At 55.3% G+C, this 12,785-nt stretch carries 10 protein-coding genes and 1 tRNA gene; 10 read left to right on the top strand and 1 reads right to left on the bottom strand.

Annotated elements, in window-relative coordinates:
* The first annotated feature begins 9 nt into the window (after window positions 1-9).
* The 5 genes from MWH02_RS14985 to MWH02_RS14965 all read left to right on the top strand — a co-directional run bounded on the left by MWH02_RS14985 (window position 10) and on the right by MWH02_RS14965 (window position 6,333).
* Window positions 10-756, top strand: coding sequence for an ABC transporter ATP-binding protein (locus tag MWH02_RS14985; RefSeq protein WP_217549597.1), 747 nt, complete (start codon window positions 10-12; stop codon window positions 754-756).
* Between the two features lie 11 nt (window positions 757-767).
* Window positions 768-1,475, top strand: coding sequence for an urea amidolyase associated protein UAAP1 (locus tag MWH02_RS14980; protein ID WP_271460926.1), 708 nt, complete (start codon window positions 768-770; stop codon window positions 1,473-1,475).
* Window positions 1,475-2,110 carry an urea amidolyase associated protein UAAP2 gene (locus MWH02_RS14975; protein WP_101763810.1) on the top strand — a complete coding sequence of 212 codons (636 nt, stop codon included), beginning with the start codon at window positions 1,475-1,477 and terminating at the stop codon, window positions 2,108-2,110. The genes MWH02_RS14980 and MWH02_RS14975 overlap by 1 nt, the downstream gene beginning before the upstream one ends.
* Before the next feature lie 79 nt (window positions 2,111-2,189).
* A complete protein-coding gene (gene uca, locus MWH02_RS14970; RefSeq protein WP_271460925.1) occupies window positions 2,190-5,789 on the top strand; it encodes an urea carboxylase in 3,600 nt (1,199 codons plus the stop codon).
* Window positions 5,790-6,036: 247 nt separating this feature from the next.
* On the top strand, window positions 6,037-6,333 hold the full coding sequence (locus tag MWH02_RS14965; RefSeq protein WP_008104629.1) for an HTH-type transcriptional regulator: 297 nt from the start codon (window positions 6,037-6,039) through the stop codon (window positions 6,331-6,333).
* A 43-nt stretch (window positions 6,334-6,376) separates the two neighbouring features.
* Here the strand turns inward: MWH02_RS14965 and MWH02_RS14960 are convergent, their stop codons facing one another.
* The gene (locus tag MWH02_RS14960; protein WP_101763808.1) at window positions 6,377-6,970 is read right to left on the bottom strand and encodes an HD domain-containing protein; all 594 of its coding nucleotides are present in this window, start codon (window positions 6,968-6,970) and stop codon (window positions 6,377-6,379) included.
* Window positions 6,971-7,032: 62 nt separating this feature from the next.
* Here MWH02_RS14960 and MWH02_RS14955 point away from each other — a divergent pair, with 62 nt between their 5' ends.
* The 5 genes from MWH02_RS14955 to dppA all read left to right on the top strand — a co-directional run bounded on the left by MWH02_RS14955 (window position 7,033) and on the right by dppA (window position 12,734).
* The gene (locus MWH02_RS14955; protein ID WP_101763807.1) at window positions 7,033-7,497 is read left to right on the top strand and encodes a MarR family winged helix-turn-helix transcriptional regulator; all 465 of its coding nucleotides are present in this window, start codon (window positions 7,033-7,035) and stop codon (window positions 7,495-7,497) included.
* A 99-nt stretch (window positions 7,498-7,596) separates the two neighbouring features.
* Window positions 7,597-8,025, top strand: coding sequence for an organic hydroperoxide resistance protein (locus MWH02_RS14950; protein WP_101763806.1), 429 nt, complete (start codon window positions 7,597-7,599; stop codon window positions 8,023-8,025).
* Between the two features lie 269 nt (window positions 8,026-8,294).
* Entirely contained in the window at window positions 8,295-9,986 is a 1,692-nt protein-coding gene (eptB, locus tag MWH02_RS14945; RefSeq protein ID WP_271460924.1) for a kdo(2)-lipid A phosphoethanolamine 7''-transferase, read from the top strand.
* A gap of 103 nt (window positions 9,987-10,089) precedes the next feature.
* Window positions 10,090-10,166: transfer RNA gene (locus tag MWH02_RS14940), tRNA-Pro, on the top strand.
* A gap of 957 nt (window positions 10,167-11,123) precedes the next feature.
* Complete coding sequence (gene dppA, locus MWH02_RS14935; protein ID WP_101763804.1) at window positions 11,124-12,734, top strand: dipeptide ABC transporter periplasmic-binding protein DppA; 1,611 nt, start codon at window positions 11,124-11,126, stop codon at window positions 12,732-12,734.
* Window positions 12,735-12,785 lie beyond the last annotated feature (51 nt).

Below are 12,785 nucleotides of genomic sequence, written 5' to 3'. Positions count from 1 at the left end.
GGGCGAGCGATGCCGTTACTGCAACTGAAAAACCTTGAGAAACATTACGGCCAGCAAGTGGTGCTGGAGCGCCTCAACATCGAGGTTGAAGAGGGCGAGTTTGTGGCGATTGTCGGTGCGTCCGGCTGCGGCAAAACCACCTTCCTGAATATGCTGCTCGGCACTGAAGCGCCCAGCAAAGGCCAGCTGTTGCTGGATGGCGAACCTATCCCCGACGAACCGGATGCGCATCGCGGCGTGGTGTTTCAGCGTTATTCGGTGTTTCCGCATCTGACGGTGCTGGGCAACGTGATGCTGGGCGACGAGTTCAGCAGTGCGCGTTGGCTGGGCCGCGTGTGGGGAAAGAAGCGTCAGACGATTCGCCAGCGCGCGCAGGCCATGCTGGCGCAAGTCGGGCTTGAACGGGCACAGAATAAATATCCGCATCAGCTGTCGGGCGGCATGCAGCAGCGTCTGGCGCTGGCGCAGGCGTTGATGAAGCAGCCGCGCATTTTGCTGCTCGATGAACCCTTCGGCGCACTCGATCCCGGCATCCGTAGCGAGATGCACCAACTGATCACCCGTTTGTGGCAGCAGCATAACCTGACCATTTTCATGATCACCCACGATTTGAAAGAGGGATTTAGCCTTGCATCGCGTCTGCTGGTGTTCGACAAGCTGCGCCACGATCCGCACGCGCCTGAAGCCTGGGGCGCGACAATCACTTACGATCTGCCGCTGGATCGCGCACAGCCATCCGAACCGCAGGTCGCCTAAAGGAGAAAACCATGAAGCCTTATCAAACCTTGTTGCCGAGCGGCGCACACTGGTCGCTGATGATGCGCAGCGGCAGTGCGCTGACCCTCACCGATGTCGAAGGTGGCGCCAACGTCGGCCTGCTGTTTTACAACCCGGAAAACCTGCTGGAGCGCTATAACGCGCCCGACACCCTGAAGTGCCAGCACACTTTCCGCCTCACCGCCGGTCATTGTCTCTATTCAGATATGGGACGTATTTTCTGCGGCATCGAACACGACAGCTTCGGCTGGCACGAAAGCGTGTGCGGCACGCTTAATGCCGCACAAACCGCCGCGCGTTTTGGTGCCAGCACCTATCAGCGGGCGCGCAATCTGCGCCATCAAAATGGCTACGACAGTTTTCTCGTCGAGCTGGCCAAATATGGGCTCGGCCAGCGCGATATGGCGTCCTGCCTCAATCTGTTTGCGCAGGTGCGCGCCGACGACAGTGGCACTTTGCAGCTGGAACGTCAGGGCGCGGCGGGTGCCAGCGTGCGTTTACGTTTCGCGATGGACACGCTGGTGCTGCTGCACACTTGCCCGCATCCGCTCAGCGCATCGCAGGATTATCCGCGCCAGCCGGTGCAGATCGAACTGGATGCGCAACACGCGCCGCTGCCGGCGATGTGTCTCGAGCGCGACGAGAATCAGCGCGGTCTGCGCAATAACGCGCTGTATCAACTGCAAGGAGAAATGTGATGATCATTGAAAGTCAGCGCAATCCAGCCGAAGCGCGCTTCCAGCAGCAAATTGATGCCGGTGATTACTGGCTGCAGCGCATCGAGGCGGGCCAAACGCTACGCATCACCGATCTTGAAGGCAATCAAGCCGCCGATACGCTGTTTTTCAATGCTGATGACACCGCCGAACGCTACAGCATGAGCGACACGCTGCGCGGGCAAAACAATGTTTTTCTGACGGCCGGCAGCGTGCTGCGCTCGAACTTTGATCGCCCAATGCTGACCATCACTGCCGATACCTGCGGCCGTCACGACACGCTCGGCGGCGCTTGTTCGTGCGAGAGCAACACGGTGCGCTATGACCTGGAGAAGCGCCATATGCATTCGTGCCGCGATAGCTGGATGCTGGCGGTGGCGGAGCAGCCGGAGTTTGGCCTGACGCGCCGCGACATCACCCACAACATCAACTTTTTCATGAACGTGCCGGTGACGCAGGATGGCGGATTGACCTTTGCCGACGGCATTTCTGCGCCGGGCAAATATGTCGAGATGCTGGCGCACATCAACGTGCTGGTGCTGATCTCCAACTGCCCGCAGCTCAACAATCCCTGCAACGGTTACAACCCAACGCCGATTTTAGTCAGCGTGTGGTGATTCTCTGACGCAACGGGACGACCCGTTTTCTGCCGTCAATGCTACGCAGGACGACCTGCCGCAACGAGAGTATTCAGTCATGATTGATCGCGTATTAATTGCCAACCGTGGCGCGATTGCCGTGCGCATTATTCGAACCCTGCAAGCCATGAATATCCGGGCGATTGCCGTGTACGCCGAAGCCGACCGTCATGCGCGCCATGTGCGTCTGGCGGATGAAGCCTGGTCGCTCGGTGAAGGTCAGGTGCGAGACACTTATCTCAATCAGGATAAATTGCTGGCGATAGCCGCGCAGAGCGGCGCGCAGGCGCTGCATCCCGGTTACGGTTTTCTCAGTGAAAATCCGGAGTTTGTCACGCGCTGCGAAGCGGCGGGCGTGCATTTTCTTGGGCCGAGCGCCGAGCAGATGGCGGCCTTTGGCCTGAAACACAGCGCGCGTGCGCTGGCTGAACAGAATAATGTGCCGCTGCTGCCGGGCAGCGGCTTACTGGCTTCGCTGGCCGAGGCGCAGCAGATGGCGGCGCAGATTGGCTATCCGGTCATGTTGAAAAGCACTGCGGGCGGCGGCGGCATTGGCATGCAGCGCTGCGACGATGCCGAACAGCTTGACGCGGCATTTACCCGCGTGAAGCGCCTCGCTGGCAACAACTTCGCCGACGATGGCGTGTTTTTAGAGAAGTTTATTGCGCGTGCGCGCCATATCGAAGTGCAGATTTTTGGCGACGGCGCAGGTGAAGTCATCGCGCTCGGCGAGCGTGATTGCTCGGCCCAGCGCCGCAATCAAAAGGTGCTGGAAGAGACGCCCGCACCGGGCTTGAGCGCTGTGGTGCGCGCGCAGTTGCAGGCCACCGCCGTAAGGCTGGCGCGGGCGGTGAACTATCGCAGCGCGGGCACGGTGGAATATGTTTATGACGATGCCAGCCAGCAGTTCTGGTTCCTCGAAGTGAACACGCGCTTGCAGGTGGAACATGGCGTCACCGAAATGGTGTATGGCGTTGATTTGGTGCGCTGGATGTTAGAACTGGCGCAGCAAAGATTGCCGCCGCTGGCCGATTTGCAGCCGGTCGCGCAAGGTCACGCCATTCAGGTACGGCTTTACGCCGAAGATCCGGCTAAGCAGTTCCAGCCCAGCGCGGGATTGCTCAGCCATGTGCAGTTCCCGACTACGATTGAGGGCGCTACGCTGCGCATCGACAGCAGCGTTGAGAGCGGCATGGAGGTTTCGCCATTTTACGATCCGATGTTGGCGAAACTTATCGTGCATGCCGCTGACCGTACCAGCGCGCTAGGCAGCATGGCGCAGGCGCTGTCCGCCACCGAACTGTACGGCATCGAAACCAATTTGCTGTGGCTGCGCCAGCTGTGCACGCTGCCGGACGTGCAGCAGGGACGCATCATCACCGCCACGCTCGGCACCCTGCAGTGGCAGCCGCCAACGCTGGATATTCTCAGCGGCGGCACCTTAACCACAGTGCAAGATGCGCCGGGCCGCATCGGTTATTGGCATGTTGGCGTGCCGCCTTCCGGTCCGTTCGACAGCCGCGCGTTCCAGCTGGGTAATCGCCTGTTAGACAATGATGCGCAGGCCGCCGGGCTGGAGATCACCTTGCGTGGCCCGACGCTGCGCTTCAACCAGGCCTGCAGTTTTGTCCTGACCGGCGCGCCGATTGCCGCGCAGCTTGATCAACAAACGATACCGATGCATCAGCGGCTGACGGCGCAGGCCGGGCAAACGCTGACGCTCGGCGAAGTACGAGATGGCAGCCGCAGCTATTTGCTGCTGGCCGGTGGCCTCGATACGCCGCGCTATCTGGGTAGCCGCAGCACTTTCACCCTCGGCAAATTTGGTGGTCATGCCGGACGCGCGCTGCGCGCCGGTGATGTGCTGCATCTCGCCGCGCCGCAGGTGCTGACAGCGGCCAGCTTGCCGGATAATTTGCTGCCGTCACTGAACGGCAGCTGGCAGCTGCGGGTGATTTACGGTCCGCATGGCGCGCCAACCTTCTTCACCGATGATGACATCGCGGAATTTTTTGCCGCTGAGTGGCAAGTGCACTACAACTCCAGCCGCACCGGCATTCGCCTGATCGGCCCCAAACCGACCTGGGCACGCAGCGATGGCGGCGAAGCGGGCATGCATCCCTCGAACATCCACGACAATGCGTACGCCTTCGGCACCGTGGATTTTACCGGCGATATGCCGGTGATCCTCGGCCCCGATGGCCCATCGCTGGGAGGATTTGTTTGTCCGGCAACGGTGATCGAAGCCGATCTGTGGAAGCTGGGGCAGCTGAAAGCTGGCGATCGCGTCCAGTTCCAGCCGATCGAACTTGCCACCGCCGATCAACTGGCGCAGGCGCAGCGTGACGAGACCATCAAACTGCAATCTCAACCGATTACAGTGAACGCGGCGCTGCCCTTAATTGATCCGGTTCTGCACCATCATGCGGCAACGGAGCAACGTCCTTCGCTCTGTATTCGGGCGGCGGGCGACCGTTTTCTGCTGGTGGAATATGGCGATTTGCAACTGGATATCGCGTTGCGTTTTCGCGTGCATGCGCTGATGCAATGGCTGGAAGCGCACCCGCTGCCGGGGCAGTTGGAATTGACGCCTGGCATCCGCTCGCTACAAATTCATTATGACGCACAAATGTGTGGCAGAAGTGAGCGAGTGGCGCAAATATTGCACGCTGATTTAGCATTGGGTAGCCTGGCCGATGCGGCCGTGCCTGCGCGCACCGTCTGGCTGCCACTCAGCTGGGATGATGCGGCCTGTCGTGAAGCGATTGTGCGCTACGACCAATCCGTCAGACCGAATGCGCCGTGGTGCCCAAGCAATATTGAATTTATTCGCCGCATCAATGGGCTGGATAGCATTGAGTCGGTAAAAGAGATCGTATTTAGCGCCTCTTATTTGGTCATGGGATTGGGCGATGTCTATCTCGGTGCGCCGGTGGCTACGCCACTCGATCCGCGCCATCGCCTGGTGACCACCAAATACAATCCGGCGCGCACCTGGACGGCGGAAAATTCAGTCGGTATCGGCGGCGCTTATATGTGCGTGTACGGCATGGAAGGGCCGGGCGGCTATCAGTTTGTTGGACGCACTATGCAGATGTGGAACCGCGATCGACCCACAGCTGCGTTTACCCAGCCCTGGTTACTGCGCTTCTTCGATCAAATTCGCTTTTATCCGGTAGATGCCGACGAGTTGCTGCAGATTCGTGAGCGTTTCCCGTGGGGCGATTATCCGCTACGCGTGGAACAGGGTGAATTCCGCCTCGCCGAGTATCAGGCGATCCTGACGCAGCACGCGCAGGAGATTGATGCCTTCCAGCAGCAGCGCCAGCAGGCGTTTGATGAGGAGTTGGCGCGCTGGCGAGCGGAAGGGCAGTTTACCTTCGATAGCCAGCTGCAAGCGCAGAGCAGCGAAGAGAGTGTGGTGCCAGCCGGTTGTCATCCCGTTGAGAGCCAGGTGGCGGGCAGCGTGTGGCAATGGCTGGTGGAGGAAGGCAGTGAAATCAGTGCGGGGGCCACGGTCGGCATTCTCGAATCAATGAAGATGGAAATCCCGATCGTCGCGCCCGTCAGTGGAAAAATCCATAGTCTGACGCGGCAACCTGGGCAGCAAGTGCAGGCAGGTCAATTGCTTATGGTGATCGACCCAAAAGTGGCATAAGAAAGAATAAAAAATAATCAGGAATCTGGCAGCAAAGTCGGGGATATGTCCCATACTTAGAAACCCGAACTATTGTTGCATTGCCCTGACATCTTTTGCAGTGCTCAACAGGCTGTGTCCCGCATCGGTTTGATAATAACTATGCGAAACCGCTTCGGGATACAGCCTGATCGTCCGGTTTCAGCGCCTGGTGGCGCTTACCTCTCTACTTTCACGTGCTTCATAGTGAGTTTTTAAGGAGTTCTCTATGGAATTAAAAGATCCCATGGTCGAGTTGCTCAGCAGCCTTGAGCAGATTGTTTTGACACGTGACGCGAAGCCATCCGTATCAGAAATTTCAATCAATCAGACTACAGTTCCCGAGCCGCAGCGTTTACGCGAGATGACCGGCATGCAGGTTGACGAATTTGCCCGTGTGATGGGTGTCAGCGTTTCGTCAGTGAAAAGCTGGGAGGCGCAACGTACACGTCCTTCCGCTACGGCGCGTAAATTGATGAAGTTGTTGCAGGCCAACCCTTATTTAGGGCGTCAGCTGCTGGAGTAATCCCTTTTTTGGGATGATCCAACCCGCCTTGATGGCGGGTTTTTTAATTTATGGCGCCATACTTTGCTGCCTGTTTAACGAACCAGCTCTCCGGCACGCTGTACGGCGGTTGCGCTAACTGCGCAAGCCCTTGTTTGATGGTCTGTTCTGCCTGCCGCCAAAGATGGCTATCGCCCTGGCGCAACAGCTGAATCTGAATTTGCTTTTCCACCAGATAGACGCGCGCAAAGTCGGCATCGTACTGCACGATGGCGCGGGTGTTGTCGATGATGTCGGCCAGCTTGATGGTTTGCGCTTCGGGCGAGGCATCGGCGGTATGACGAAAATGCGCCAGCTTGCGTGCGGCGCGGTTTTTTGCCGCAGGCTGCGCGCTGTCGGTGAGCTGGTCCACCAGTTCCGCCACGCGCGGGCCGAAATGGCGTTCGATATCGTCAATGGTGCTGGGCGTGTCTTCTACCGTGTCATGCAGCCAGGCGGCGGCAATCATCTGTTCATCATCGGTAACGCTACGCACTAATTCGGCGACGGCAGCCGGATGCACAATGTAAGGCTCGTCAGTGTATTTGCGACGTTGACCCGCAGCGGCATGCGCCTCAGTGGCATAACGGCGCGCTTGCTCTTCCAGTGAATCTCGCATATTTCACTCTCCCAGAGAAAAGTCGCTTGCAATTATCTAGCGCGCTATTTATATTGAAACCCATGAACAGTAATCAAGATGACAAAAAAGTGAAGCAGGCGCCACTTCAGTTAGATCAGCAGCTCTGCTTTGCACTGTATTCGGCGAATCTCGCGATGCACAAAGTCTATCGCCAGCTGCTATCAAAGCTGGAGATTACCTATCCGCAATATCTGGTGATGCTGGTGCTGTGGAGTCAGGACGATGTGACGGTCTCTGAGATTGGCGAGCAGCTGTTTCTTGATTCAGCCACGCTGACGCCGCTGTTAAAACGTCTGGAGAGCGCGGGTTTATTGCATCGCCAGCGTTCCCGTCAGGATGAGCGTCAGGTTGTGGTAACGCTGACCGATGAAGGTCGTGCGTTGCGTGACAAAGCAGAAAGTATTCCGGAGGCCATTCAGTGCGCAACAGCCTGCGATGATCAGGTGATGGCATCTCTGAAAGCTCAGTTAGACGAGTTGCGCGATAGCCTTTACCGCGCCAATTAATAAATAGGGGAAGTCGCTGTCCCGACAACCCAAAAGATGACGTTCAGGTTTGCGCATAATAAGTAGTGCGCGATTATATAGCGAATTAATGAGGTTATTATGTCTTTAGAAAAAGTTGTTTACACTGCAAAAGCTAAAGCTACCGGCGGTCGTGATGGTCGTGCTACTTCTTCCGACAACGTACTGGATGTAAAACTGGGCGTGCCAAAAGAGATGGGTGGCGCAGGCGGCGAAGTGACTAACCCGGAGCAGCTGTTTGCTGCAGGTTATTCAGCGTGTTTCCTCGGCGCGATGAAGTTTGTGGCTGGCCGCGACAAGATTTCGATGCCGAAAGATGCGTGGATTGAAGGCGAAGTTGGCATTGGCCCAATCCCGAACGGTTTCGGTATTGAAGCCAAACTGAATATTCATCTGCCAGAGATGGATGCAGCTGAAGCGCAGAAGCTGGTAGATGCGGCACACATCGTTTGCCCATACTCAAACGCAACGCGTGGCAATATCGACGTGACGCTGAACATCATCAACTAATTGATGTTATTCACGATAACAGGCTCCTGTGGGAGCCTTTTTCACATCTGAATAAAACGCTAACCGGTTCGATTAGAAAATTTATCTGGTCTTACCATTGGTTAAATGTTCTACTGCTCGGCTTCGCGCCATCGCCCTTTCGCCAGTCGGAATCGTCCCGATCCTGCATCTTGCGTCACGCTTTTAATGCGGTTTAGCGAACTCTGCTGTCTTTAAACAGTCACATAACGGTTGATACAACGACACCAGGTCGGGAATAGAAAATTTTCATGAATTATATTAAAAGTTTAACGCAGCAAAAGCTGTCTCTGCTGCTTGCGTTATATCTCGGTATCTTACTGAATTTACCGATATTTTATCGCCGCTTTGACGGCTTCTTAACGAAATCCAATATCTCTAACTGGCTCTCTGCAGCGGCGGAAGTGATGGCAGCGGTACTGCTGACTTTCTTCCTGATGCGCTTGCTGTCGCTGGGCGGCAAATGGGTTTACCGCATTCTCGCCACACTCACCGTGATCATCTCTGTTGCCGCCGCCTATTACATGGCGTTCTTCAACGTGGTGATTGGCTACGGCATTATCGCCTCGGTGATGACCACCGATATCGATCTCTCTAAAGAAGTGATTGGTCTGCATTTCGTGCTGTGGATGGTGCTGGTGAGTGCGTTGCCGCTGCTGCTTATCTGGCGCAATAAGCTTAGCCAGACACTGATTGAACAACTTAAAACGCCAGGGCAACGTTTGAAGCCGGTAGCCATTATGCTGCTGAGCGTGGCGCTGGTCTGGCTGCCGATTCGCTATTTCGACAAGCTGCAGAAGGTGAATGAAGAGATCACCAACATCGATTTGCCGAGCTATGGCGGCGTGGTGGCGCACTCGTATCTGCCATCCAACTGGATTGCCGCGCTGGGCCTGTTCGCCTGGACCAAAGTTGATGAAGAGTGGGATGGCCAGAAGTTACTCGATCCGGCAAAAGAGTTTACTTACGTCGCGCCTGCGGGCCTCGACGATACCTATATGGTGTTTGTGATTGGCGAAACCACGCGCTGGGATCACATGGGCATGCTCGGCTACGATCGTGATACCACGCCGAAGCTGTCGAAAGAGAAGAACCTGGTCGCGTTCCGTGGTGAATCTTGTGATACCGCCACCAAGCTGTCGCTGCGCTGCATGTTCGTGCGCGAAGGCGGCACCATGGATAATCCGGGCCGCACGTTGAAAGAACAAAATGTTTTCGCCGTGTTGAAAGAGCTGGGCTTCACGTCTGAGCTGTTCGCGATGCAGAGCGAAGTGTGGTTCTACGATAACGCTGACACCAATAACTTCTCGTTCCGTGAGCAGATTGGTTCAGAGAAGCGTAATCAGGGCAAAGCGGTCGATGACATGCTGTTAGTGCCGGAGTTGCAGGCATCGTTACAGCGCTTCCCGAAAGGCAAGCACGTGGTGATTCTGCACACCAAAGGCTCGCATTACCTTTATTCACAACGTTATCCGCGAGACTTCGCGCGCTATCAGCCGGAGTGCATGGGCGTTGATGAGAAGTGCAGTAAGGCGCAGTTGATTAACGCCTACGACAACTCGATTTTGTATGTTGATACCATGCTGGATAGCGTGCTCGATCAGTTGCGTGATAAGAAGGCGATTGTGTTCTACGCCTCCGATCACGGTGAATCAATCAGCGAGAATATGCACTTGCACGGTACGCCGCGCGAGATGGCGCCACCGGAGCAGTTCCGTGTACCGATGATGGTGTGGGCTTCTGATAAGTATCTTGAAGATCCAACCAACCGCAGCAACTTCGAACGTTTACAGGCGCAGCAGCGCGTGGGTAAAACCCATCGTCATGTTGAGCTGTTCGATACCATTATGGGATGCCTCGGCTACACCTCGCCGGACGGCGGAATTAAAGACGCAAATAATTGGTGTTCAGCACCAGCGGCCGCGCCTGCTAAAGCGCTGTGATTTTTTGGGGTTGTTGACCGCTGCTTGCTTTCCAGGCGATCAGTTGGGTTTTCAGTAAAAGGCATTGACGCTTTTTTAGCAGCGCAGTAATATGCGCCCCCATCGGCGAGTAGCGCAGCTTGGTAGCGCAACTGGTTTGGGACCAGTGGGTCGGAGGTTCGAATCCTCTCTCGCCGACCATCTTTGAAGAAACCTGCTTTTATAAGCAGGTTTTTTTTCGTCTGTAATTTGTTGGGTCTTGTGCCGATCAGGCTGAAATACAGGGCCGCTCCGTAAAGTCGCCGTGGACACATCCCTGTGGGCTCTGCCGGCGCATCCCTGCGCCGGAAGCTTTACTCCGCGGCCCTGTATTCCATCCTTCTTCAAACTCCTCTGCATTTTTTTAACAGCAAAACAGAAGCCAACCTGGCGATGGGAAGGCGGCTCGTTTAGCAAAGCGTCCGCCGCAGGGATGCGGCGGTCGAGGCTACAGGGACGTATTCACGCCGACTTTGCGTTCGAGCCGCCTTTCCTGAGCAACGCACCGAGCGAATAGCAAAACCCCTAAATATACCCATTCCATCCCCTAAACCAGCAATACTCACCATTATCTCCACTAACTCCCGCGTACCCCACGCCAAATCGAACCCGCGCGCTTAATTCGCGAAACATTCTTCTTATGACCGGGTTATGCATCATGCTGATTTCTTATGCCATTTCCCTAGCACATTCCGCTGCCTGAACGTCATAACGCACGCAGAATCGTTCAGATATTCAACATTTACCAATAAGTTTTGTGTGTTTTTTAGCGGTGATAATCACTGCTATTTGACTACATAGCCAGATAATCACGCGGCATTGAGCGCTTTATCACCTTTTTTAATTTTGGCTTAGGCTGAGAAGGGTGTTTTTTATCGTTGCTTGCACTTAGTCACACTCTATGTAAATAACCCCACACTGTATTGACGTTCATTGCAACTGTTGACAAATTGATGCGTCAATAAAATGTAGAGAAGGACGTGTCTGACAGATTCCACGGTGCCAGCACAAAAAAATAACCGCTCACATTTTGCTTACTCTTAATTGACCTGCCCGAACCGCATAAAAAAATCAGAGGTCGGGCGACGCACACAACATCACATCACAATGGAGCAAAACATGATCAACTCCCTGGCTAAATCCAGGATGCTGAAGGTCGGTCTCAGCCTGATTGCTATGACCGTTGCCGCTGGTGTCCAGGCGAAAACCCTTGTTTATTGTTCAGAAGGTTCGCCGGAAGGCTTCAACCCGCAGCTCTTCACATCGGGCACCACCTACGACGCAAGCTCGGTACCGATCTACAACCGACTGGTTGAGTTCAAAACCGGTACCACCGAGCTGCAGCCAGGTCTGGCAGAAAAATGGGATGTCAGCGCGGACGGTAAAACTTATACCTTCCACCTGCGTCAGGGCGTGAAGTGGCAAACCACCAAAGACTTCAAGCCAACCCGCACCTTCAATGCCGATGACGTCGTGTTCTCCTTCGAGCGTCAGCTCGACAAAAACAACAAATATCACGGTGTTTCTGGCGGCAGCTACGAATACTTCGAAGGCATGGACATGCCTAAGCTGATCGCCAAAATCGAAAAAGTTGACGATTACACCGTACGCTTCACGCTGACGCGTCCAGAAGCGCCGTTCATTGCTGACCTCGGCATGGACTTCGCCTCAATCATTTCTAAAGAATATGCCGACAACATGCTGAAAGCGGGCACGCCTGAGAAGCTGGACCTCAATCCAGTGGGCACCGGTCCGTTCGTACTGCAGCAGTATCAGAAAGACTCGCGCATTCTGTATAAAGCTAACCCAGACTTCTGGGGCACTAAGCCGAAGATTGATCGCTTAGTGTTCTCCATCACGCCAGACGCCTCTGTGCGTTATGCGAAACTGCAGAAAGGCGAATGCCAGGTCATGCCGTACCCGAACCCGGCCGACATCGCCAGCATGAAGAAAGACGACAAAATTAACCTGATGGAACAGCCAGGTTTGAACGTTGGTTACCTGTCGTTCAACACCGAGAAAAAGCCGCTGGATAACGTGAAGGTGCGTCAGGCACTGACCATGGCGGTGAACAAACAAGCCATCATTGATGCCGTTTATCAGGGCGCTGGCCAGGCCGCGAAAAACCTGATCCCACCCACCATGTGGGGCTACAACGACGACATCAAAGATTACGCTTACGATCCTGAGAAAGCCAAAGCGCTGCTGAAAGAGGCAGGCATGGCGGATGGTTTCTCCATCGACCTGTGGGCAATGCCGGTTCAGCGTCCATACAATCCGAACGCACGTCGCATGGCGGAAATGGTTCAGGCTGACTGGGCGAAAATTGGCGTGAAAGCCAAAATCGTCACCTTCGAATGGGGCGAGTACCTGAAACGCGCGAAAGCCGGTGAACACCAGACGGTGATGATGGGCTGGACCGGTGATAATGGGGATCCGGATAACTTCTTCGCCACGCTGTTCAGCTGTGCAGCGGCGAAAGACGGTTCTAACTACTCACGTTGGTGCTACAAGCCGTTTGAAGATTTGATTCAGCCAGCCCGTGCTGAAGCCGATCACAACAAACGTATTGAACTGTACAAACAGGCTCAGGTAGTGATGCATGACCAGGCTCCAGCGCTGATCATCGCTCACTCAACCGTCTACGAGCCAGTGAGTAAGAAAGTCTCTGGTTATGTGGTTGATCCATTAGGTAAACATCACTTCGAAAACGTCGATATCCAGGAATAACCTTTCGGATTATCGCGGTCAGGGCCAGCATTGCTGGCCCTCGGGCGGCAC

Source organism: Pantoea leporis (assembly GCF_028048155.1).
Taxonomy (GTDB): Bacteria; Pseudomonadota; Gammaproteobacteria; order Enterobacterales; family Enterobacteriaceae; genus Pantoea; species Pantoea leporis.
The sequence above is the reverse complement of the archived record's forward strand: the minus strand, read 5'-3'. Positions and strand labels throughout refer to the sequence as shown.